The 21204-nt window shown below is 70.6% G+C and carries 21 protein-coding genes, 1 tRNA gene and 1 riboswitch; of the genes, 13 read left to right on the top strand and 9 right to left on the bottom strand.

Going from position 1 to position 21204, the window contains the following annotated elements:
• Nucleotides 1-98: 98 nt before the first annotated feature.
• The 8 genes from E3O44_RS07375 to E3O44_RS07340 all read left to right on the top strand — a co-directional run bounded on the left by E3O44_RS07375 (nucleotide 99) and on the right by E3O44_RS07340 (nucleotide 8929).
• A complete protein-coding gene (locus E3O44_RS07375) occupies nucleotides 99-3068 on the top strand; it encodes a Na+/H+ antiporter subunit A (protein ID WP_134534016.1) in 2970 nt (989 codons plus the stop codon).
• Nucleotides 3065-3607 carry a sodium:proton antiporter gene (locus E3O44_RS07370; protein ID WP_134534014.1) on the top strand — a complete coding sequence of 181 codons (543 nt, stop codon included), beginning with the start codon at nucleotides 3065-3067 and terminating at the stop codon, nucleotides 3605-3607. Before E3O44_RS07375 ends, E3O44_RS07370 begins: the two co-directional genes overlap by 4 nt.
• The gene (locus E3O44_RS07365; RefSeq protein WP_134534012.1) at nucleotides 3604-5172 is read left to right on the top strand and encodes a Na+/H+ antiporter subunit D; all 1569 of its coding nucleotides are present in this window, start codon (nucleotides 3604-3606) and stop codon (nucleotides 5170-5172) included. Before E3O44_RS07370 ends, E3O44_RS07365 begins: the two co-directional genes overlap by 4 nt.
• Entirely contained in the window at nucleotides 5169-5843 is a 675-nt protein-coding gene (locus tag E3O44_RS07360) for a Na+/H+ antiporter subunit E (RefSeq protein WP_134534010.1), read from the top strand. The genes E3O44_RS07365 and E3O44_RS07360 overlap by 4 nt, the downstream gene beginning before the upstream one ends.
• Complete coding sequence (locus E3O44_RS07355) at nucleotides 5843-6106, top strand: MrpF/PhaF family protein (protein WP_134534008.1); 264 nt, start codon at nucleotides 5843-5845, stop codon at nucleotides 6104-6106. The genes E3O44_RS07360 and E3O44_RS07355 overlap by 1 nt, the downstream gene beginning before the upstream one ends.
• Nucleotides 6103-6459 carry a monovalent cation/H(+) antiporter subunit G gene (gene mnhG / locus E3O44_RS07350; RefSeq protein ID WP_241976138.1) on the top strand — a complete coding sequence of 119 codons (357 nt, stop codon included), beginning with the start codon at nucleotides 6103-6105 and terminating at the stop codon, nucleotides 6457-6459. Before E3O44_RS07355 ends, mnhG begins: the two co-directional genes overlap by 4 nt.
• 5 nt (nucleotides 6460-6464) lie before the next feature.
• Nucleotides 6465-6554, top strand: a riboswitch (ZMP/ZTP riboswitch).
• A 24-nt stretch (nucleotides 6555-6578) separates the two neighbouring features.
• Nucleotides 6579-7877 (top strand): serine hydroxymethyltransferase, encoded by a 1299-nt coding sequence (gene glyA / locus E3O44_RS07345; protein WP_134534006.1) that lies wholly within the window; start codon nucleotides 6579-6581, stop codon nucleotides 7875-7877.
• Nucleotides 7878-8047: 170 nt separating this feature from the next.
• Nucleotides 8048-8929 (top strand): bifunctional methylenetetrahydrofolate dehydrogenase/methenyltetrahydrofolate cyclohydrolase, encoded by an 882-nt coding sequence (locus E3O44_RS07340; RefSeq protein ID WP_134534004.1) that lies wholly within the window; start codon nucleotides 8048-8050, stop codon nucleotides 8927-8929.
• 207 nt (nucleotides 8930-9136) lie between these two features.
• Here the strand turns inward: E3O44_RS07340 and E3O44_RS07335 are convergent, their stop codons facing one another.
• Nucleotides 9137-9673 (bottom strand): gamma carbonic anhydrase family protein, encoded by a 537-nt coding sequence (locus E3O44_RS07335; RefSeq protein WP_134534003.1) that lies wholly within the window; start codon nucleotides 9671-9673, stop codon nucleotides 9137-9139.
• Between the two features lie 223 nt (nucleotides 9674-9896).
• Between E3O44_RS07335 and E3O44_RS07330 the strand changes: the two genes are divergently transcribed.
• Entirely contained in the window at nucleotides 9897-10385 is a 489-nt protein-coding gene (locus E3O44_RS07330; protein ID WP_134534001.1) for a YbaK/EbsC family protein, read from the top strand.
• A 111-nt stretch (nucleotides 10386-10496) separates the two neighbouring features.
• Here the strand turns inward: E3O44_RS07330 and galK are convergent, their stop codons facing one another.
• Both galK and galT read right to left on the bottom strand, forming a co-directional pair.
• Nucleotides 10497-11657, bottom strand: coding sequence for a galactokinase (gene galK, locus E3O44_RS07325; RefSeq protein ID WP_134533999.1), 1161 nt, complete (start codon nucleotides 11655-11657; stop codon nucleotides 10497-10499).
• On the bottom strand, nucleotides 11654-12814 hold the full coding sequence (galT, locus tag E3O44_RS07320; RefSeq protein WP_134533997.1) for a galactose-1-phosphate uridylyltransferase: 1161 nt from the start codon (nucleotides 12812-12814) through the stop codon (nucleotides 11654-11656). Before galT ends, galK begins: the two co-directional genes overlap by 4 nt.
• 97 nt (nucleotides 12815-12911) lie before the next feature.
• On the opposite strand from galT, the gene E3O44_RS07315 reads away from it, so the two are divergent.
• From E3O44_RS07315 to E3O44_RS07305, 3 genes are read left to right on the top strand one after another with little or no spacing between them, the layout of a single operon-like run.
• Nucleotides 12912-13739 (top strand): DeoR/GlpR family DNA-binding transcription regulator, encoded by an 828-nt coding sequence (locus E3O44_RS07315; RefSeq protein WP_134533996.1) that lies wholly within the window; start codon nucleotides 12912-12914, stop codon nucleotides 13737-13739.
• A 9-nt stretch (nucleotides 13740-13748) separates the two neighbouring features.
• Nucleotides 13749-14687 carry an aldose 1-epimerase family protein gene (locus tag E3O44_RS07310; RefSeq protein ID WP_134533994.1) on the top strand — a complete coding sequence of 313 codons (939 nt, stop codon included), beginning with the start codon at nucleotides 13749-13751 and terminating at the stop codon, nucleotides 14685-14687.
• A gap of 10 nt (nucleotides 14688-14697) precedes the next feature.
• Nucleotides 14698-16053, top strand: a complete 1356-nt coding sequence (locus tag E3O44_RS07305; RefSeq protein WP_134533992.1) for a DUF445 domain-containing protein — start codon at nucleotides 14698-14700, stop codon at nucleotides 16051-16053.
• 158 nt (nucleotides 16054-16211) lie between these two features.
• Here E3O44_RS07305 and E3O44_RS07300 read toward each other — a convergent pair whose 3' ends face one another.
• From E3O44_RS07300 to E3O44_RS07275, 6 genes are all read right to left on the bottom strand, one after another.
• Nucleotides 16212-16673, bottom strand: coding sequence for a hypothetical protein (locus tag E3O44_RS07300; RefSeq protein WP_134533990.1), 462 nt, complete (start codon nucleotides 16671-16673; stop codon nucleotides 16212-16214).
• A gap of 307 nt (nucleotides 16674-16980) precedes the next feature.
• A complete protein-coding gene (locus E3O44_RS07295; protein WP_134533989.1) occupies nucleotides 16981-18159 on the bottom strand; it encodes a cation:proton antiporter in 1179 nt (392 codons plus the stop codon).
• A gap of 42 nt (nucleotides 18160-18201) precedes the next feature.
• Nucleotides 18202-18585 carry a hypothetical protein gene (locus tag E3O44_RS07290; protein ID WP_134533987.1) on the bottom strand — a complete coding sequence of 128 codons (384 nt, stop codon included), beginning with the start codon at nucleotides 18583-18585 and terminating at the stop codon, nucleotides 18202-18204.
• Nucleotides 18586-18663: 78 nt separating this feature from the next.
• On the bottom strand, nucleotides 18664-19425 hold the full coding sequence (locus E3O44_RS07285) for an SDR family oxidoreductase (RefSeq protein WP_134533985.1): 762 nt from the start codon (nucleotides 19423-19425) through the stop codon (nucleotides 18664-18666).
• Between the two features lie 101 nt (nucleotides 19426-19526).
• Complete coding sequence (locus E3O44_RS07280; RefSeq protein WP_134533983.1) at nucleotides 19527-20225, bottom strand: TetR/AcrR family transcriptional regulator; 699 nt, start codon at nucleotides 20223-20225, stop codon at nucleotides 19527-19529.
• 69 nt (nucleotides 20226-20294) lie between these two features.
• Nucleotides 20295-20367 (bottom strand) — tRNA-Lys (locus tag E3O44_RS07275).
• A 164-nt stretch (nucleotides 20368-20531) separates the two neighbouring features.
• On the opposite strand from E3O44_RS07275, the gene E3O44_RS07270 reads away from it, so the two are divergent.
• Nucleotides 20532-21176 carry a DNA-directed RNA polymerase subunit beta gene (locus tag E3O44_RS07270; RefSeq protein ID WP_134533981.1) on the top strand — a complete coding sequence of 215 codons (645 nt, stop codon included), beginning with the start codon at nucleotides 20532-20534 and terminating at the stop codon, nucleotides 21174-21176.
• Nucleotides 21177-21204 lie beyond the last annotated feature (28 nt).

Raw genomic sequence — 21204 nt, 5'->3', positions numbered from 1 at the left:
CCCTACCGGCGCGGCGGCGGTGCCCCCTAACAGGGTTCGTCCATCGGGCACTAGGTAGACTTGATCACCCCTGACCCCAGATCAGAGCCGGAGGCCGCATGACGACGATCCTGCTCGCCTTCCTGGTGCTGTCCGTCCTGACGCCGGCCCTCACCCGCGTGCTGTCGACCCGGGTGTTCTATCTGATCGCACTCCTGCCCGCCGCGGCGTTCGTCGTCACGCTCACCCAGACCGCGACGGTCACGCAGGGCGGCTCGGTCACCGAGAGCGTGCCGTGGATTCCGCAGCTCGGCGTCGCGCTGTCCTTCCGCGTCGACACCCTGGCCTGGCTGCTCGCCCTCGTCGTGACCGGGGTCGGCGCGCTCGTGCTCCTCTACTGCGCGAGGTACTTCGACGCGGACGAACCGGCACTCGGCCGCTTCGCCGCCTGCCTCCTCGCCTTCGCCGGCACCATGTACGGCCTCGTGACCGCGGACGACGTGGTCGTGATGTTCATGTTCTGGGAGATCACGAGCGTGCTCTCCTACCTGTTGATCGGCCATTACACGTTCCGCAGGGAAAGCAGGGGCGCCGCGCTGCAGGCACTCATCGTGACGACGTTCGGCGGACTCGTCATGCTCGTCGGCATCGTGATGCTCAGCGTCGAGGCCGGGACCACCTCGCTCGCCCTGCTCGTCGCGCACCCCGTCACCGGCCCGGTCGCGACCTGGGCCATCCTGCTCATCCTCGTCGGGGCGTTCTCCAAGTCGGCACTCGTCCCGTTCCACTTCTGGCTCCCCGCCGCGATGGCCGCCCCCACCCCGGTGAGCGCCTACCTGCACGCCGCGGCCATGGTGAAGGCCGGCATCTACCTCGTCGCCCGGCTCGCCCCCGGGTACGCCGACACCGAGGGGTGGATGCCGGTGCTCATGACGATCGGCATCTGGACGATGCTCGTGGGCGCGTGGCGGTCCCTGCGCCAGCACGACCTCAAGCTCGTGCTCGCCTACGGCACCGTGAGCCAGCTCGGCTTCATCATGGTCGTCGTCGGCTTCGGCACCCGCGACGCGGCGCTCGCCGGGGTTGCGCTGCTCTTGGCCCACGCGCTCTACAAGGCCGCGCTCTTCCTCGTCGTCGGGATCATCGACCACCGCGCGGGCACCCGCGACCTCCGGAAGCTGTCCGGAATCGGCCGCAGTGACCCGGCGCTCGCCGCGATCGCGCTCGTCGCCGTGGCCTCGATGGCCGGCCTCCCGCCCCTGCTCGGCTTCGTCGCCAAGGAGGCGGTCTTCACGGCCTTCCTCGAGGCGGGCCTGCACGGCGACGGCTGGGGCTGGGCGGCCCTCGCCGGCACCGCGGTGGGCTCGGTCCTGACCGTGGCTTACAGCATCCGCTTCTTTCACGGCGCATTCGCGTCCCGGACCGGGCGTGCGCCGACGGCCTTGCACCCGAGCCGCTGGGACATCCTGCTCGCGCCGGGGCTGCTCGCCGTCGCGACGATCGTGCTCGGCCCGCTCGCCGGGGCGCTCGATCCGCTCCTCGCGCCGTACGCGGACACCGTCCCCGGCGGCGGGCACGCGCACCTCGCCCTCTGGCACGGGTTCGAACCGGCCCTGGGCATCACCGCGGTCGTGCTCACCCTCGGCGCCGCGATGTTCTGGAGGCGTCGCCGGGTCGCTGCGCTGCAGGAGCGGGTGCCCGGCACCGTCGACGCGGGCCGCGGCTACGGGCTGCTCGTGCGCACTGTCGACCGCACCGCGGCGCGGCTCACCCATTTCGCACAGCACGGCGGGCTGCCGCAGTATCTCGGCACGATCCTCGTGGTCTTCGTGCTCGCCCTCGGCCTCGCCGCCACGGTCAACCGCACCTGGCCCGACACGGTCGTGCTCTGGGACTACCCCGGCCAGGTCATCATCGCCGTGATCATGATCCTCGCGGCGATAGCCGCCTCCCGGTCCGGGCAGCGGATGACGGCGGTGCTGCTCGCGGGGGTGACCGGCTATGGCATGGTGGCCCTGTTCGCGTTCCACGGTGCACCCGACCTCGCCCTGACGCAGGCGCTCGTCGAGACGATGACGCTCGTCGTCTTCGTGCTCGTGCTGCGCCGACTGCCCGTGAACGTCGCCCGGCCGCAGGCACCCCTGCACCGCCGGCGTCGCGCGCTGATCGGCATCCTCGTCGGTCTCACGATGGGCACGATCGCGGTGATCGCCCTCGGCGCCCGGCAGGACCCGAGCATCGCCCTCGACCTGCCCCGCCTGACGCTCGAGGCGCACGGCACGAACATCGTCAACGTCGCGCTCGTGGACATCCGGGCCTGGGACACGATGGGGGAGGTGTCCGTTCTCATCGTCGTCGCGACCGGCGTCGCGAGCCTGCTCTTCGTCTCCGGGCGCACCGAGACCCTGCCGCGGTTGAAGGGCTCCCGCACCCAGCGGTCGCCGCGCAACCGCCGCCGCGTCGTGGCCGACCCGCAGGCGTCCTCGGCCGGCCACGCCGTCACCCGGCAGTCCTGGCTGCTCGCCGGGCGCACGATCAGGCCGGCGGACCGGTCGATCCTGATCGAGGTCATCGTGCGGCTGCTCTTCCACCCGGCGATCGTCGTGTCGGTGTTCCTGCTCTTCGCCGGGCACAACGCGCCAGGGGGCGGCTTCGCCGGGGGGCTCCTCGCCGGCCTCGCCCTCGTCGCCCGCTACCTCGCCGGAGGACGCTACGAGATCGGGGAGGCTGCCCCGATCGACCCGGGCAAGATCCTCGGCCTCGGCGTGATCCTCGCCGTGGGAACCGCGGTCGCCTCGCTGTTCGTCACCGGCATTCCGCTGCTGTCCGGGTACGCGAGCATCGACGTGCCCCTGCTCGGCCACCTCTCCTTCGGCACCTCGACTATCTTCGACATCGGGGTGTACCTCGTCGTGATCGGCCTCGCCCTCGACATCCTCCGCAGCCTCGGCAGCGAGATCGACCGGCAGAGCGAGACCGGCGAGGCCCCGCCCGCCGGGTCGGACGCCTCGGCGACCGCGGACGGGGCCGCCGCAGCGGCGCCCGGCGCCGGGCCCGGCGCTGAGCCCGTCCCCGAGGTGGTCCCGTGAGCGCCTCGCTAACCCTGGTCCTGATCATGGCCGCGCTCTACGCGACCGGCGTCTACATCATGCTCGAACGCAGCCTCACCCGGGTGCTGATCGGGTTCGTCCTCGTCGGCAACGCGACGAACCTGCTGATCTTCATCATGAGCGGCCGGCCGGGCAGCTCGCCGATCATCACCGGCACCGCGAGCGATGCCGACATGGTCGATCCCGTGCCGCAGATCCTCATGCTCACCGCGATCGTGATCAACTTCGGCATCACCGCGCTCATCCTCGCCCTCGTCTACCGGGCATGGTGGCTCGCCCAGCTCGGCGACGAGGGCGACACCCTCACCGACGAGCACGCCACCGAGACCGCGTCCTCGGCGGAGCAGGACTTCCGGTCGTCCACCGACGACGATGCGGCCGTGCGCGCGTCCCTCGACGCGAGCGATCATGACGACGCGAGCGATCATGACGACCCCGACGATCACGAGGACCCGGACGACTACGACCACGACGACGGGGCGCCCGCCCGCCCCGGGAACACGGATGCCGCCCGATGAACCTCGCGACTGTCCTCGTCCCCCTTGTCGTCGCCATCCCGTTGCTCGGCAGTGCGATCACGCTCGCCCTCGGCCGGCGCACCGTGACCCAGATCAGCGTCGGCGTCGCCTCGCTCACCGCGGTCGCCCTGATCAGCGCCACCCTGCTCGTGCTCGTCGACCAGCAGGGACCCGCCGTCGTGCACGTCGGCGGGTGGCAGGCGCCGTGGGGGATCGTGCTCGTCGTCGACCGGCTCTCCGCACTGATGCTGCTCGTCTCGGCCGTGATGCTCCTCGGCGTGCTGCTCTTCGCCGTCGGCCAGGGCATCGTCGACGGCGACAGGGAAACCCCGGTCTCGATCTTCCACCCGACCTACCTGGTGCTCGCCGCCGGACTGTTCAACGCGTTCATCGCCGGGGACCTGTTCAATCTCTACGTCGGCTTCGAGATGCTGCTCTCGGCCAGCTACGTGCTGCTCACCCTCGGCGGCACCGGTGCGCGCATCCGTGCCGGGGTCACCTACATCGTCGTGAGCCTGGTCTCCTCGATCCTCTTCCTCAGCTCGATCGCCCTGATCTACGGCGCGACGGGGACCGTGACCCTCGCCCTCCTCGCCGAGCGCATCCCCGCCCTGCCCGGAGACGTGCAGGGCATCCTCGGGCTGATGCTCCTCCTCGCCTTCTCGGTGAAGGCCGCCGTGTTCCCGCTCTCGTTCTGGCTCCCGGACTCCTACCCGACGGCACCGGCCCCGGTCACGGCGGTCTTCGCGGGACTGCTCACCAAGGTCGGCGTCTACGCGATCCTGCGCACCCAGACCCTGCTCTTCCCGAGCAACCCGTTCCAGGTGCCGCTCCTCATCGTCGCCGCGCTCACGATGCTGATCGGCATCCTCGGAGCGCTCGCCCAGGCCGACATCAAGCGGCTGCTGTCCTTCACCCTGGTCAGCCACATCGGCTACCTGATCTTCGGCATCGCGATCGGCACCCCGCTCGCCCTCGCTGCGACGATCTTCTACGTCGTGCACCACATCAGCGTCCAGACCACCCTGTTCCTCGCTGCCGGGCTCATCGAGCGCGTCGGCGGCACGACCTCCCTCGCCCGGCTCGGCGGCATGCTCAAGGCCGCTCCCGTTGTCGCGGTGCTGTTCTTCATCGGCGCGATGAACCTCGGCGGCATCCCGCCGTTCTCCGGCTTCCTCGGCAAGTTCGCCCTGTTCCAGGCCGGGGCACAGCTCGGCACCCCACTCGCGTGGGCGGTGATCGGGGCGGGAGCGGCCACCTCGCTCCTGACCCTCTACGCCCTCGCCCGCGCGTGGAACATGGCCTTCTGGCGCCCGCGCCGCGAGGTCGAGAACTACGACTCGCCCATGCTCGACCGCCTCACCGACGACCCGCACGACGACGGCACGGTCGTGACCAAGACCGTCTCCCCGCTCATGGTCGGCGCCACGGCGGGCCTCCTCGCGCTGACCATCGGGCTCACGGTCTTCGCGGGTCCCGTGTTCGACTTCGCGGCGCGGGCCGCCGCCGACATCGAAGCCCCGAGCGACTACGTCGACGCGGTCTTCCCGGGCGGCGCACCGTGACGACCCGCGCGGAACGCCGCGCCGCCCTCCTGAACCAGCTCCCGCTCTGGCTCGGGCTCGTGTTCCTCTGGATGCTGCTCTGGGGCAGCTTCTCCTGGCTCAACCTCGTGACCGGGGCCGTGCTCGCCTCGCTCGTCTCCGTCGTGTTTTACCTCCCCGCCGTGCAATTGAGCGGCCGGATCAACCCGGCACGCACCCTCGGCTTCCTGCTCCGACTGCTCGGAGACATCGTGCGCGCGTCCGTGCAGGTCGCCTGGCTCGCCCTGAGGCCGTTCCGGAGGCCGGCAGGCCCGGACAGCGCGATCATCGCGGTGCCGCTCCGCACCCGGAGCGACCTCATCCTGACCTGGACGGCCGTTGCGACCTCGATCGTGCCCGGATCGATCGTTGTCGACACCGACCGGGTGAGTTCCACCCTCTACCTGCACGTGCTCGGAGTGCGGACGCACGCCCAGATCGACCACTTCCGGGCGAGCGTGCTCGCGACCGAGCGGCGGATCGTGGGCGCGTTCGGCTCCCGCGAAGACCTCGAACGGCTCGCGCTCGGCGATACCGTGGCGGCCGTCGCGGCGGCAACGGGCGCCGCGGCCGGGGACGTGAGCCGGGCATCCGCTCGGGACGGCGACGACCGCGACCGCCGGAACCCAGACGACCCGGGAGAGGAAGCCTGATGGGAATCGTCGTGATCGTTGCCGCCCTGCTGTTCGGCGCCGGGGGACTGTGCGCGGTCTACCGCATCATTCGCGGCCCCTCCGTGCTCGACCGGGTGATCGCCTCCGACGTGCTCGTCGCGACCGTGATCTGCGCCCTCGGCGCGGAGATGGCGATCAACCGGCACGTCGACACCCTGCCGGTGCTGCTCGTGCTCGCCCTGTTCGCGGTTCTCGGCTCCCTCGCCGTCGGCCGCTTCCTCGGCGGGAAGGAGCACTCGTGACCGACGTGATCGGCGACGTGGTGACGGCGGTGCTCGTGCTCTCCGCCGCACTGATGTGCCTCGCGGCCGGTGTCGGCCTGCTGCGTTTCCCGGACGTGCTCAGCAGGCTGCACGCGGCGACCAAGCCGCAGATCTTCGGCCTCATCGCCGTGACGGCGGATGTCGCGGTCAACAACTTCACCCTCGGCACGGTCACGCTCTCGGTTGCGATCGTGGCCTTCCAGGCGCTCACCGCCCCGATGGCCGCGCACCTGATCGCGCGGGTCGCGCACGACACCGACCGGTTCCGGCCGGAGCTGCTCATCGTCGACGAGCTGGGACGCGCGAACCGGCGCGGGGACCGCGGCGCCTGATAGGATTTGCGTGTCGCAACTGGCGTAGCACGAAAGATGGGTCACCATCGGGGAGCGACTGACACGGTTAGTGGCCGCACGCCTGGGCCACGACGATTAATTCAAGTCTGAGGAGACCCGTGTCCGAATCTGTGTCTGGTACCACGCTGCATTCCACATTCAACGAGCCGCTCGAGGTCGTCGACCCCGAGATCGCCGCCGTTCTCGAACTCGAACTGGGTCGCCAGCGCGACTACCTCGAGATGATCGCGAGCGAGAACTTCGTGCCCCGCGCCATCCTGCAGTCGCAGGGTTCCGTGCTCACCAACAAGTACGCCGAGGGCTACCCCGGCCGCCGCTACTACGGCGGATGCGAGTTCGTCGACGTCGCGGAGGAGCTCGCGATCGCGCGGGCCAAGTCGCTCTTCGGCGCCGCGTACGCGAACGTGCAGCCGCACTCCGGCGCCACCGCGAACGCCGCTGTGCTCTCCGCGATCGCGACGCCCGGCGACACCATCCTCGGCCTCGAGCTCGCCCACGGCGGTCACCTCACCCACGGCATGAAGCTGAACTTCTCCGGCAAGCTCTACAACCCGGTCGCGTACGGCGTCGACCCGGATACCTTCCTCGTCGACATGGACGTCGTCCGCGACAAGGCCATCGAGCACAAGCCGAAGGTCATCATCGCCGGCTGGTCGGCGTACCCGCGCCACCTCGACTTCGCCGCGTTCCGCGCGATCGCCGACGAGGTCGGCGCCCTGCTCTGGGTCGACATGGCGCACTTCGCCGGGCTCGTCGCCGCCGGCCTGCACCCGTCACCGGTGCCGTACGCCGATGTCGTGTCCTCGACCGTGCACAAGACCCTCGCTGGTCCCCGCTCCGGCTTCATCCTCTCCCGCGACACCGCGCTCGCCAAGAAGCTCAACTCGAACGTCTTCCCCGGCCAGCAGGGCGGCCCGCTCATGCACGTCATCGCCGCCAAGGCGACCGCGTTCAAGCTCGCCGCTGAGCCGGAATTCAAGGAACGCCAGGAGCGCACCCTGCGCGGTGCCAGCATCCTCGCCGCCCGCCTGACGGCCGAGGACTCACGCGCCGCCGGCATCGACGTGCTCACCGGTGGCACCGACGTGCACCTTGTGCTCGCCGACCTCCGCCACTCGGAGATCAACGGCCAGCAGGCCGAGGACGCCCTCCACGAGGTGGGCATCACGGTCAACCGCAACTCGGTTCCGTTCGACCCGCGCCCGCCGATGGTCACGAGCGGCCTGCGGATCGGCACGCCCGCCCTCGCGACCCGCGGCTTCGGCGACGCCGAGTTCACCGTCGTGTCCGACGTCATCGCAGAGGCCCTCAAGCCCGGCGCCGACGTGCAGGCGCTCCGCGCCCGGGTGAAGACGCTCACCGAGGCCTTCCCGCTCTACCCCGGACTGCAGCAGTAGCCCACGCCGCTCATCCTGCACCACCACCCCCTGACGAATTCGACGGAGATTCTGAGAAGAAACTGCGCGGGAGGCCCGATTCCGGGTCTTTCACCCAGAATCTCCGTCGAATTGGTTCGGCGAACGCGGAGATCAACCGCGCTCGAAAGCACCAAACGATTGGATCACGCATGACCGCAATCATCCTCGACGGCGTCGCGACCGCGTCCGCCGTGAAGACCGAACTCATCGCCCGGGTCACCGAGCTGCGCGCGCACGGGATCGTTCCCGGCCTCGGCACCCTGCTCGTCGGCGACGACCCGGGCTCACGCTCCTACGTCGCGGGCAAGCACCGCGACTGCGCCGAAGTCGGCATCGAGTCGATCCGCATCGACCTGCCCGCCTCGGCGACCACGGCGGATGTCCGCGCCGCGATCAAGGACCTGAACTCCAGCCGCGAGGTGACCGGCTACATCATCCAGTTGCCGCTGCCGGTCGGCCACAACGAGAACGCCATGCTCGAACTGATCGACCCCGCGAAGGACGCCGACGGCCTGCACCCGACCAACCTCGGCCGGCTTGTGCTCGGAATCGAAGGCCAGCTCAGCTCGCCGCTGCCGTGCACGCCCGCCGGCATCGTCGAGCTGCTGCGCCGCTACGAGGTGCCGATCGTCGGCCGCAAGGTCGTCGTGATCGGCCGTGGGCTCACCGTCGGCCGGCCGCTCGGCCTGCTCTTCACCCGCAAGGGCCTCGACGCGACCGTCACCCTCACCCACTCGCGCACCGTCGACCTGCCGGAGGAGGTCCGCCGCGCGGACATCGTCGTGGCCGCGGTCGGGGTGCCGCACCTGGTCAAGGCCGACTGGATCAAGCCGGGCGCCGCGGTGCTCGACGTGGGCATCACCCGGCTGGTCGACCCGCTCACCGGCAAGGGCGTCCTCACGGGCGACGTGCACCCCGACGTCGCCGAGGTCGCCGGCCACCTTTCCCCGAACCCGCGCGGCGTGGGTCCGATGACCCGCGCCATGCTGCTCAGCAACGTGGTCAAGGCCGCCGAGCGCACCCTGCTCTAGCCCGGCGCCCGGCACCCGTTGCCCGGCACCCGCTACCCGGCACCCGACATCCGTTGCCCGGCACCCCGGCATCCGGTGACGGGTGTTCCGAATTCAGGAGATCCGGGCATCCGCGCCCCGAAGAGCGCATTCCGAGCGGCTTTCCAGCCTCAACTCCTGAATTCCGAACGGGGCGGGGCTGGTCTGGCGAGGGGAGAACGGGGCGGGTCAGGCGAGGGCGGCTGCGTGCAGGGCGGCGTGCCCCAGGTAATTCGCGGCGTTCTGGCGGATGCCCGCGACCTCGGCATCCGTCAGGGGTCGGCGCACCTTGGCCGGGACCCCCGCGACGAGCGAGTGCGGCGGCACGATCGTGCCCTCGAGCACGACGGCCCCGGCCGCGACGAGGGAGCCGGCCCCGATCACGGCGCCGTTGAGCACGGTGGCCTGCATGCCGATCAGGGCGCCGTCCTCGACGACGCAGCCGTGCAGCACCGCGCCGTGCCCGACGGACACGTCCCGGCCCACGATGAGCGGGAACCCGTGGTCGACGTGGCAGGAGACGTTGTCCTGCAGGTTCGAGCCCGCGCCGATCCGGATCGGTTCGGCCTCCGCGCGCAACACCGAGTTGTACCAGACGCTCGCCTGATCGGCGAGGATCACGTGCCCCACGAGCACGGCTCCCGGGGCGACGAACGCGGAGTCCGCGATGCTCGGGCCCGGCCGGTCGGGCAGGGTGATGATGCGGGCGGCGCTGTCGGCAGTCATACGCGCCAGCCTAGTGCGGCATCCGTGCCTGTGCCCGTGCACGTGTCCGCTCCCCGTGCCCGTGCCGCGCGCCCGCTCCCCGCACCCGCTCCCCGCACCCGTGCCCGCCGTGCACCAGACCTGTGTCGAATTCAGGAATTGCGCCGCGTTAGCCCCGGGAAAGCGCTTGTACGAGCCGAAACGGGCCGCAACTCCTGAATTCGGGACGGGCTAGGCTGACCGGATGGTGAACACCGCACACCCCGCCGTCGACCGCGTGCGGGAGGCGCTCGCCGCCTTCGGGCTCTCGCCGGACATCCGCTGGCTCGACGACGCCGCGACGACCGCTCAGCAGGCCGCGGACGCCCTCGGCATCGAGCCGGGCGCGATCGCCAACTCCCTCGTCTTCACCCTCGACGGCGAGCCGTTGCTCGTGCTGACGTCGGGCGCGCACCGGGTCGACACGCCCTGGCTCGGCACCCGTCTCGGCGGCACGATCGGGCGCGCGTCGAAGGAACTGGTCAAGAGCGCGACCGGGCAGGTCATCGGCGGCGTCGCCCCGGTCGGGCACCCGCAACCGCTGCGCACCCTCGTCGACGTCGCCCTCGACGGGTATCCCGAAGTGTGGGCGGCCGCCGGCCACGCCCACACCGTCTTCCCGACCAGCTACGCCGAGCTGCTCCGCATCACGGGCGGTACGCCGACTCCCGTCACCCCGCCCGAATCGGCATAACTCCTGCAGATTCCCGGCCGGCTGCCCAGCCGCCCAGTGTTTCACTGGCGGCGCCGGGGCGGCCGGACGAATCTGCAGGAGTTATGTCCAGAGACGAGGGGACGGGGTGGGTCAGCCCTCGCGGCCGGCGCCGTTCGCCGCGCGCACCACGAAGGTGTCCGGGGCGGCGAAGCCGGCGTCCGCGAACGCGGAGCGCACGGCAGCGGTGACCGTGGGAATGAGCTCGTGCGGGGTGAGCGCGATCGCGGCGCCGCCGAAGCCGCCGCCCGTCATCCGCGCGCCGAGGGCGCCGGCCCCGCGCGCCGCGACGACCGCGAGGTCGAGCTCGGGCACGGAAATCTCGAAGTCGTCGCGCATCGAGGTGTGTGAGGCGTCGAGCAGCGCGCCGATCGCGGCAGGGCCGGACTCGCGCAGCGTGCGCACGGTGTCGAGCACCCGCTGGTTCTCTGTGATCACGTGCCGCACCCGGCGGAACGTCTCGTCGTCGAGCAGCTCGGCGGCACGCGCGAGGTCGACGACCCCGAGGTCGCGGAGCGAGTCGACGCCGAGCAGCCGGGCGCCGAGCTCGCAGGATGCCCGGCGCGAGGCATACCCGCCGGTCGAGTGCGCGTGGCTCACCTTCGTGTCGATGATCAGCAGTTCGAGTCCGGCGGCGTCGAACCCGAGCGGAATCACCTCGGACTCCAGGCTCCGGCAGTCCAGGAACACCGCGGCGTCCTTCTCACCGAGCAGGGAGGCGGACTGGTCCATGATGCCCGTCGGCGCCCCGACGGCCCGGTTCTCGGCGAGCTGGCCCACCCTGGCCAGGGTGCGCCGGTCGAAACCGAGCGCCCACACGTCGTTCAGCGCGACCGCGACGGCGCTCTCGATGGCCGCGGATGACGATAGCCCAGCACCGATGGGCACGTCGGAGACGATGTAGACGTCGAAACCGGGCTCCGTCGCGAGCGGGGCCCCGAACTCGCCGAGCGCCCAGGCGACGCCGAGCGGGTACGCCGACCAGCCCGAGAGGATGTCGGGGGTCAGCTCGTCGAGGGAGATCTCGACGATCTCGTCGGAGAACGAGCTCGCCACCCGCACCAGCCGGTCGGTCCGCGCGCCGAGCGCGATCACGGTGCGCCGGTCGATCGCGAACGGCAGCACGAAGCCGTCGTTGTAGTCGGTGTGCTCCCCGATCAGGTTCACCCGGCCGGGCGCGGACCAGAGGCCGTCCGGCTCGCCGGCGAAGCGCTTGGCGAAACCGGCGGTCGCTGCGGAGTCGAGGGCGCTCATGCGCGGGCCTCGCTCGCGGCATCCGCGGCCATCGACCGCTCGACGGCCGTACGGATGCCCGCCGCGGCCTGCTCGGGAGTGACGTCGCCGATCCAGGCGCCCATCGCGGCTTCGGAGCCGGCGAGGAATTTGAGCTTGTCCTCGGCCCGGCGGGGGCTCGTCACCTGCAGCATCAGCCGGATGTCGTCCCGGTGGGTGTGCACGGGGGCCTGGTGCCAGGCCGCGATGTACGGCGTCGGCGTCGAGTAGATCGCGTCGATGCCGCGGAGCAGCCTCCGGTAGAGCACCGCGAGCTCGTCGCGCTCGGCGAGGCTCGTCGCCGCGAAGTCGGGGATCTGGCGGTGCGGGAGCATGTGCACCTCGATGGGCCAGCGGGCCGCGAACGGCACGAACGCCGTCCAGTGCTCGCCGCGGATGATGACCCGGTCCGCGGCCTGCTCGCTCGCGAGCACGTCGGCGAACAGGGACGGGCCGTAGGTTTCGAGCGAGGCGATCACACGCTGGGTGCGCGGGGTGATGTACGGGTACGAGTAGATCTGGCCGTGCGGATGCCGCAGCGTCACCCCGATCGCTTCGCCGCGGTTCTCGAAGGGGAACACCTGCTGGATGCCCGGCAGCTGCGAGAGCACGTGGGTGCGCTCGGCCCAGGCCTCGATCACGGTGCGCGCCCGGGTGACGGACAGGCTCGCGAAGGAGCCCTCGTTCTCGGGGCTGAAGCAGACGACCTCGCAGCGCCCGACCGAGGTGCGGGTGCGCCCGAGGCCGATCTCGGCGAGTTCGGCCAGCCCGGCCGGGGCGTTCGGGTCGGTCAGCAGCGGACCGAAGGACGGCGACTTGTTCTCGAACACGGCGACGTCGTAGTTGCTCGGCACCTCGCTCGGGTTCTCCGGCGTCGAGGGGGCGAGCGGGTCGAGGTTCGCCGGCGGCAGGAACACCCGGTTCTGGCGAGCGGAGGCGATCGAGACCCATTCGCCGCTGAGCGGGTCCTGCCGCATGCTCGCCGTCGGCGGGCGCGGATCGAGCACGCGGGTGTCGGCGGCACGTTCGGGCGAGAGCCGCGTGTCCGGGTCGTCGAAGTAGATGAGGTCCCGGCCGTCGGCCAGGGTGTGGTGGTGACGGGTGATGCCGGGTGCGGCGACGAAGCCTGCGGTGTCCATGACGGTGTCCATAACCCTCCCCACGTTAGCGGATCTGCGCAACCGAAACCAGTGGTTTCTGATTGATAACCAAAAGAAAGTAAGCGAAGATGGGGAGATGACATCCGACGTGCCGTCCGACCGCGAACTGCTCCCGCAGCACCAGCGCAGGGAGCAGATCCGCAGGCTCGTCGACGAGCGCGGCTTCGTGCGGGTGAGCGAGTTGCGCGAGGCCTTCGGGATGTCCGGGGTCACCGCGCGCGCCGACCTCGACGCCCTCGAGACGGCCGGCCTTGTGCACCGGGTGCACGGGGGAGCGGTGCCCGCGCTGACGCCGGGTTCGACGCCCGCCGCGGACACCGAGGCGTCCTTCGAGGAGTCGCTCGGGGCATCCGTGATCCCGAAGCAGCAGATCGGCGCGCTCGCCGCGTCCCTCGTGGTGAGCGGGCAGAGCCTGATCCTCGACGTCGGCACGACCACCCTCGCCATCGCCAGGGCCCTGCTCGCCCGCACCGAGCTGACCGACGTCGTGGTGATCACCAACGGCCTCAGCATCGCCCTCGAACTCGAGCCCGCCATTCCGCGATTCACCGTGATCGTCACGGGCGGGTCACTCCGGCCGCTGCAGCACTCCCTCGTCGAACCGCTCGCCGCGACGGTGCTGAGCCAGGTGCACGCCGACCTCGCCTTCATCGGCTGCAACGGCGTCGACGCGGCCGGCGGTGTCACGAACATCAACCTGCCGGAGGCCGGGGTCAAGACGCTCATGCTCCAGGCGGCGACCCGGGCGATCGTCGTGGCCGACGGCTCCAAGCTCGGCCGGGTGCATCTCGGCAGGGTCGGACCCCTCGAATCCTTCGATTCCCTGCTGACGGATGCCGCGGCGCACCCCGACGCGCTGGCCCGGCTCCGCGAGGCAGGACTGACCGTGCTCCAGGGCGAATAGGCTGGTCCCATGCGCGCAGCCACCGGAACCCAGTACGAACTGACCCACGAGACCCCGGACGGGCGGGCCACCGCGACGATCACCGAGGTCGCGGCCGGGATCCGGGCGTATGCCCTGAACGGCATCGACCTCGTCGAATCCTTCGCCGCTGCGGTCGAGCCGCCGATGTCCGCGGGCATCGTGCTCGTGCCCTGGCCCAACCGGATCCGGGACGGGATCTGGCGGAACGGTGACGACTGGCAGCAGCTCAGCATCACGGAGCCGCTCCTCAACAACGCCATCCACGGACTCCTCCGCTTCACGCCGTATCGCCTCGTCGAACGTGACGCGGCGGCCGTGACCCTCGCCGCGACCGTGTTCCCCCAGTCCGGCTTCCCCTTCCAGCTCGACACGAGCGTGACCTATGCACTGACCGAGACCGGCCTCGAGGTCACGCACACCGTGCACAACGTCGGCACCGAGAGTGCCCCCGTCGCCATCGGCGTGCACCCCTACCTCAAGATCGGCGACGTCCCCACCGAGGACCTCGTGCTGCGCGTCGACGCGGCCACCCGCCTCGAAGTGGATGCCCGGCTCAACCCGACCGGCGTCGACACCCCGGTCGACGGCACCCGCTACGACCTCCGCGCCGGCGCGCGCGTCGCCGACCTCGCCCTCGACGACGCCTTCGGCGGCGCCGGACGCGAGCATTCGCTCACCGCGCCGGACGGCCGCAGGGTCACCGTCTGGGGCGACGAGAACATGCGCTACGTGCAGGTCTTCACCCCCACGGAGTTCCCCGTCACCGCGAGCGAGGGCGATGTCCCCGTGCCCGGCCGCGCCGTCGCGATCGAGCCGATGACGGCGCCTGCCGATGCGTTCAACTCGGGGGCAGGCCTCCGCTGGCTCGCGCCGGACGAGTCCTGGACGGTGCGCTGGGCCATTCGCCCGACCGGATTCCAGGCCTAGGCTCACATTCATGGCGCTGACGCGCGAACCGCAGCCCGGCGAACCGACACCCGGCCAGCCGACACCCGGCCGGCCGAAGCCTCGCGGCACCCGGCAGCGCCGCACCGCCGTGCTCGGCCCCGCCGACGCCGCCCGACTCGTCGCCCTCGTCCGGATGAAGCGGCTCGCCCTCGCCCTGCTCCTGCTGATGGCGATCGTCTTCGCGGTGTCCTTCGCGCTGCAGGATCGTATTCCCGCACTGCAATACGTGCGGGCCGCCGCAGAGGGCGGCATGGTCGGCGCCCTCGCCGACTGGTTCGCCGTGACCGCGCTGTTCCGGTATCCGCTGGGGCTGCGCATCCCGCACACCAACATCATCGCGAGCCGCAAGGACGAGATCGGCGCGAGCCTCGGCGAATTCGTCGGCACCAACTTCCTCTCCGAGCAGGTCGTCCGCGGCAAACTCGACTCGATCGGGGTGTCCCGCCGGCTCGGCACCTGGCTGAAACAGCCGGACAATGCCAGGAGGCTGACCGATGAGATCGCCGTCGCCGGCACGGGCCTGCTCACCCTCCTGAGCGACGACGCGATCAAGGACCTCATCGAGACCGTGGCCCGCGAACACCTCGTGCGCCCGGAGTGGGCGCCTCCGATCGGCAGGGTCGGCGCGCGGCTCCTCGCGTCCGGGCAGCAGCACGCCGTCGTCGACCTGCTCCTCGACCGGGCGGAGGGCTGGCTGATCGCGCACCCCGAGGCATTCGGAAAAGCCGTATCTGCGCGACTGCCCAGCTGGCTCCCCGGCTTCGTCGACCGCCTCGTCGACGACAGGGCGCATCGCGAGGTGCTCGGGTTCGTCGCCTCCGTCCGGGCGGATGCCGAGCATCCGCTTCGCGAGGCCATCGACCGCTATCTCGTCGAGCTGGCCGACGACCTCGAGCACGACCCGGCGATGATCAACCGCGTCGAGACCCTGAAACTCGAGCTCCTGGACAGTGCCCGCCTGCGCGAGTTCGCGAGCGAGACCTGGGAGGCCGTGAAGGTGTCTCTCGCGGCGTCGCTCGGCGACCCGGAGAGCGACCTGAGGGCCGGCATCCGTTCCACCGTGATCGAGGTGGGCGAGCGGCTGGCCGGCGACGGCGCACTCGGCGGGCGCATCGATCGCTGGATCGCCGACTCGGTGAGTTACCTCGTGCGCACCTACCGCGACGAGATCGCCGGGGTCATCACCGAGACCGTCGAACGCTGGGATGCGGCGGAGACGAGCGAGAAGATCGAGCTGCAGGTCGGTCGCGACCTGCAGTACATCCGAATCAACGGCACGGTCGTCGGCTCCCTCGCGGGGCTCGCGATCTTCGCCATCGCCCAGGCCGCCGTCACCCTCTTCTAGGCCGAACGCCTGGGCGGAGCCCGGGAGCCGGACGTCTCGGCCGAACGTCCGAGTCGATCGTCGAAGCCGAGCTCACAAGCCGTGCGGAGCCTCCGCAGCCCGACGCGGCGAGGCCCCGACCGGTATCACCCGGTCGGGGCCTCGGTCACGGTCGCTGCTCAGGCGGCGCGGCGCAGGCGGGCCGGCGCGTCCGCTTCGAGCGGATGCCGCGTCGCGGCCGTTCGTGCCTGCCCGCGCACGGCGGCGGTCACGATACCGCCCGCCGGGATCCGGATATCGCGGTCGACGACCGCTCCGCTCTGTACCCGCGCGCCGTCCCCGATCCGGGAGTGGCTCCCGAGACGTGCGGCCCCGCCGATCACGGCGTCGACGCCCACGTGCACGTTCTGGCCGATGAAGGCCCGTGCGCCGACGAGGGCGTTGTGGTCGATCCAGCTGCCCGGTCCGATCCAGGCCTCCGCGCCCACCCTGGCTCCGCTCTCGACGTATGCCGTTCCGGAGATGAAGGCGGTCGGGTCGACCCGTGCCCCGCCGGAGACCAGTCCGCGTCCGTTCGCGTGCCGGCGGTACTTCTCGATCGTGCCGGTCTCGGTCTCGACTTCTTCGTTGATTCTTTCCACGTGCGACCTCCTTGAATTGTCGCGTCACCCCGCAGCTCCCGCTCCGCTGTGTGCCCGCAGCGCGCGTGGCGCGACTGCGGAGCGACAAGTCTGGCGGCTGAGCCCGAGTGCTGACCGTGTCAACGCTGTGTGCTCCCCGAGAATTCCCCGTGCCGTCGCCCGGCCCAGCGGCCCAGCGGCCCGCGCACCAGTTGCGCCGCTCCGCGGCACTAGTCCCGAGTTGCGCGCCAACTCCGCCGTTTCGCGCCAGGCATGCCTGGCGCGAAACGGCGCACCTGGCGCGCGAGCAGCGGCAGCCGCTCGCCGGTCAGGCGGATGTCGGTGGTGCGGCGGGCGGCCCCGGTGCGGCGGGCGACCCGGCGGCCTGCCGCCGGGAGGCGACGCCCGCGGCCACGGTCGCGACCCCGATCGTGATCAGCGCGCCCAGGATCAGCGCGGCCGCCTCGCCAGGGGCGAGCAGGTGCAGCTGGGTCCCGATCGTCGCTGCCGCAACCGGCACGCCGAGCTGGGCGGCCGCGAGCAGGCCGTACGGCAGTGGGAGACCGAGCAGCCGGGCCGAGGCGTGCGCAAGGAGGGCGCCGAGGCCGAGGGCAACTCCGAGCAGGATCATTCCGGGCCGGGATACCAGGTCGACCACGTTGAGCGAGGCGCCGAGCCACACGTAGAAGAGCGGCCCGAAGAACCCGTCGGCGATGGCGAACAGTTGCCGGGCCAGGCGCCGCGGTTCCCCGACCATGGCAACGGCGAGCCCGAAGGAGAACCCGGCGAGCATGATCGAGACGTGGCTCACGACCGCGAGGGCGGCGAACGTGAACAGGATCGTCAGCTGAACCCGCAGCTCGAGGGCGAACTTGCGGTCCTCGGACAGCTTGTGGACCCGCAGCCGGGCGCCACTTCGCTCGAGCCGCGACAGCACGAGGTACAGCAGCACCGCGGACACCCCGACGGCCACGGCACCGAGCGAGGCCCGGCCCGCGTTGGCCGGGTCGATCACGATCGGCAGCGCGACGATCGCCGCGACGTCGGCGATCGCAACCTGTGCCGTGACCTGCAGCACCGAAGGCCCGGTCAGTTTCAGCGAGTCGATCACCGGAAGCACGAGCGCCGCGGACGACGAGGCGAGCAGCACCGCATACAACGGTGCGTGCCCGGTGCCGAACAGCACAGCGGTCGCCACGCCGAGCACGACCGCGATGACGGCGGCGAGGCCGGCCCTGGCCGTTCCCCTGCCGAGCGCCGAGCGGATGCCGGCATCACGCACCGGGACATGGGTGCCGGCCACGAACATGATCAGTGCGAAGCCGACGTCAGCAAGGAGGGTCAGGGTCGGATCGCTCGAGTCGACGAGGCCGAGTACGGAACGGCCGACGAGGATCCCGGCGAGGAGCTCGCCGAGCATGACCGGAACCCGCCACCGCGGCGGGGTCGCCAGTAACGGACCGAGGAGGCCGACTAGGGAGATGATCGCAAGGGTCTGGAACGTCATCGGGGTATCCGGACATTCGACCGGCAGTGCACCATGGCGCGCTTAGAGCGTCAGGTCCGCCAGCTGCACCGGGATGTCGGTGTTCTCGTTCGTGAGGTACGTCGCGCAGACCCGGTGGTACCCGTCCGCGATGTGCAGCGGAACGGCCGAGGGGAGGTTGCCGCGCACGAGCAGGATCGGCGCGAGCCGGCCTCCCTCACGGATCAGCTTGAGATACCTGGCGACATGCGGGTTTTCCGCTGTGAGCAGCTGCAATCCGGCGGCGCGCAGGATGTCCTTGGCCTTGTGGAAGGTGATGGGCGCCGCCTCGAGGGCGAGCGTTGTCGCCTCGACGGCGTGCTCGTTCACCAGCAGCCGCAGGTAGTCGCCCGCCTTCGGGTAGTTCTCCGGGATGGGCTCCTCGAGCCACTTGACCTTCTTGGGCATTTCGACTCCTCGTGCCGGGTATCCGTTGGTTGGGCGATAGCCCGAGCGTAGTACGAACGGGCTCGCTCTCGGCAGCTGTCAGGCGAGCCCGCCGTTGGTGAAGACGACCTGGCCGTTGACCCAGCGGGCTGGACCGGCGAGGAACGCGACCGTCTCGGCGATATCGTCGGGCTGGCCGAGGCGCTCGAGGGGAACCGCCGTGGCGAGGTTCGCGATCGTGGCCTCGTCCTTTCCGTTCAGGAACAGCGGGGTCGCGGTGGGGCCGGGGGCGACCGTGTTCACGGTCACGTCCTTGCCGCGCAGTTCGCGGGCGAGGATCAGCGTGATGCTCTCGACCGCGGCCTTGCTCGCGACGTAGGCGCCGTAGCCGGGGAACTGGGCGCGGGTGACGGAGGTGGAGAAGTTGATGATCGCCCCACCGGGTCGGATGCGGCGGGCCGCCTGCTGGGAGACCACGAAGGTGCCGCGGATGTTGGTTCGGTAGATCCGGTCGAGGTCGCCGAGGTCGAGCGTCACGATCGGTGAGAGGAGCATGATGCCCGCCGTGTTCACGACGACGTCGATCCCGCCGAACTCCGCCTCGACAGAGTCGAAAACGGCCGACATGGCCTGTTCGTCCGCGACGTCGCCGCCGACCGCGATCGCGCGGCCACCCGCGGCGACGACCGCTGCAACCGTCGCTTCGGCCTGCTCCCGGTTGCCGGCATAGTGCACGCCGATGGCGAACCCGTCGCGCGCGAGCCGATCGACGACGGCGCGTCCGATGCCGCCGGACCCTCCCGTGACGAGGGCGACGCGCGGGATGCCGGTGGCGGGGTCGGTACTGATGGTGCTGCTCATGGTGAATCGCTTTCTGTACAGAGGTGGTCCGCGCCGGGAATGGGGCGCGACAGACAACGCCCCGGTGGGGCGCGTGGTGAACGTCGGTGTGGCTGGGGCGGTCAGTCGGTGGGCGACGACGACTGGATGCGTCCCAGCCATTCGTCGAGCAGCCCGGCTTCGCGGTCGGTGAAGAGTTCGCCGGGCAGGGTCGGAAGCGTGGTTCGGAGGGTGATCGCGGCGATGCGACCCGATTCGCCGGCGCCCGGGGCCGGCGTGGCGCCGGAGACGAGGGAACCGAGGACGATGTCGCGCATCGTCGACGACAGCGAGGCATCCGGATAGAGAGCGGGGTGCAGGATCAGCGCGAGCGAGACCCCGGTGTTCGCCGCCATCACCACCCGGGCCGCGATCTCCGGGGCGACCAGCAGTCGTCCCTCGGCCGCCAAACGGTCGAGCACGAGGCGAAGCAGGCGCATCGCCTCGTCGGCGGACTCCGCCTTGGCGACGCCGCCGGAGCCGAACAGTAACCGGTAGGCGTTCGGGTGGGCGAGCGCGAACGCGGAGTGACTGTCCCAGCCCGCCCGCAGGTCGGTCAGTGGATCGGCGGATTCCTCGGCGGCGCGCTTCATGCCGAGGTACTGGTCCCAGACGTGATCGACGGTGGCCGCGAGGAGGCCGTCCTTGTCACCGAACAGCCGGTAGATGACCGGCTGTTGCACGCCCGCCGCTTCGCACACGGCGCGCGTGGAGATGTCTCCGCTCGGGGACTGTGCCAGCAACTCGGCCGTCGCCTCGACTATCACTGATCTTGTGCTCATGTGATTGACGATAACACGGTGGTGTTATCGCCGCAACCGTCCGGAGAATATTGCCGATAACACAAAGAGTGGGCCCCGTCGGGCTCGAACCGACGACCCAAGGATTAAAAGTCCTTTGCTCTACCAACTGAGCTAGAGGCCCGCGGTAAATAATCTACCGTGGATTCGCGCGAGGTTTTTCTGGGTACCGTGGGGGAGACGTTCGGACCGGGAAGAATCGGCCCGCAACGGCACCATCGGACACGCACGAGACACGCACGAGACACCGAACACGCACGAGACACGCAGGAGACACGGAGGATTCGATTGGCAGAGGACTTCCACAAGCCCACCCAGTTCTCGGGCAGCAAGTTCGAATCCTTCGAGGGCGGCCAGGACCCGGCCACGATCAGCCGGGTCGCGCACGAGACCGCGCACGCGCTGCTCGCCCGGGTGCGGAGCGACCCTGATCCCGAGGTCGTCGAACGGCTCGTCGCATACACCGACGAGCACGGCATCGACGCGGTCGCCGAGCTGTGGTCGCGTGCAACGCCGCGCAGCCTGCCCGGCGCGCTCTGGCGGATCTACCTCGTCCGCCTGCTCATCCGCCAGGACCCAGAGGGCACCGCGTTCCTATACCAGCGCGGCACCGAGGTCACCGTGGCGATCGACCCCGTGATCGCCGGGGCGGCCGCGCCGACGGGGCCCGCCGAGATCATCGTCCTCGCCGACCAGATCCTCCGCGGCATCTTCACCGGCGACTTCGCCGTCGCGCTCGACCGTGCCGCGGCGTTCTGCCGGGTGATCGCGAGCGGATGCGCGAGTGTCGCCGACGATCTCGACGCGACGGAGCTCGCCGCGTCCGGGGTATCCCGGGCCTCGGAACTGACCACGCGCGCCCTGCGTTTTTCCACGACAGCCCAGGAATTCGGATCGTGCGCCCGGTTGTGGCGCAGCGATTCGCTCGACTAGGAATAAACATCCGCCTTCGTCGTTTACA

This window comes from Cryobacterium algoricola (assembly GCF_004402485.1).
In the GTDB taxonomy this organism is placed as follows: Bacteria; Actinomycetota; Actinomycetes; order Actinomycetales; family Microbacteriaceae; genus Cryobacterium; species Cryobacterium algoricola.
This window is presented reverse-complemented; position numbering and strand designations above follow the sequence as displayed.

Bases quoted from the DNA above. Each gene is read 5' to 3' on its own strand.
- E3O44_RS07335 (WP_134534003.1), bottom strand. From the start codon at position 9,673: ATGACTGCCGACAGCGCCGCCCGCATCATCACCCTGCCCGACCGGCCG.
- E3O44_RS07305 (WP_134533992.1), top strand. From the start codon at position 14,698: ATGGCGCTGACGCGCGAACCGCAGCCCGGCGAACCGACACCCGGCCAG.
- E3O44_RS07310 (WP_134533994.1), top strand. From the start codon at position 13,749: ATGCGCGCAGCCACCGGAACCCAGTACGAACTGACCCACGAGACCCCG.
- E3O44_RS07355 (WP_134534008.1), top strand. From the start codon at position 5,843: ATGGGAATCGTCGTGATCGTTGCCGCCCTGCTGTTCGGCGCCGGGGGA.
- galT (WP_134533997.1), bottom strand. From the start codon at position 12,814: ATGGACACCGCAGGCTTCGTCGCCGCACCCGGCATCACCCGTCACCAC.
- galK (WP_134533999.1), bottom strand. From the start codon at position 11,657: ATGAGCGCCCTCGACTCCGCAGCGACCGCCGGTTTCGCCAAGCGCTTC.
- E3O44_RS07285 (WP_134533985.1), bottom strand. From the start codon at position 19,425: ATGAGCAGCACCATCAGTACCGACCCCGCCACCGGCATCCCGCGCGTC.
- E3O44_RS07280 (WP_134533983.1), bottom strand. From the start codon at position 20,225: ATGAGCACAAGATCAGTGATAGTCGAGGCGACGGCCGAGTTGCTGGCA.
- E3O44_RS07340 (WP_134534004.1), top strand. From the start codon at position 8,048: ATGACCGCAATCATCCTCGACGGCGTCGCGACCGCGTCCGCCGTGAAG.
- E3O44_RS07295 (WP_134533989.1), bottom strand. From the start codon at position 18,159: ATGACGTTCCAGACCCTTGCGATCATCTCCCTAGTCGGCCTCCTCGGT.
- E3O44_RS07290 (WP_134533987.1), bottom strand. From the start codon at position 18,585: ATGCCCAAGAAGGTCAAGTGGCTCGAGGAGCCCATCCCGGAGAACTAC.
- E3O44_RS07365 (WP_134534012.1), top strand. From the start codon at position 3,604: ATGAACCTCGCGACTGTCCTCGTCCCCCTTGTCGTCGCCATCCCGTTG.
- E3O44_RS07375 (WP_134534016.1), top strand. From the start codon at position 99: ATGACGACGATCCTGCTCGCCTTCCTGGTGCTGTCCGTCCTGACGCCG.
- E3O44_RS07330 (WP_134534001.1), top strand. From the start codon at position 9,897: ATGGTGAACACCGCACACCCCGCCGTCGACCGCGTGCGGGAGGCGCTC.
- E3O44_RS07315 (WP_134533996.1), top strand. From the start codon at position 12,912: ATGACATCCGACGTGCCGTCCGACCGCGAACTGCTCCCGCAGCACCAG.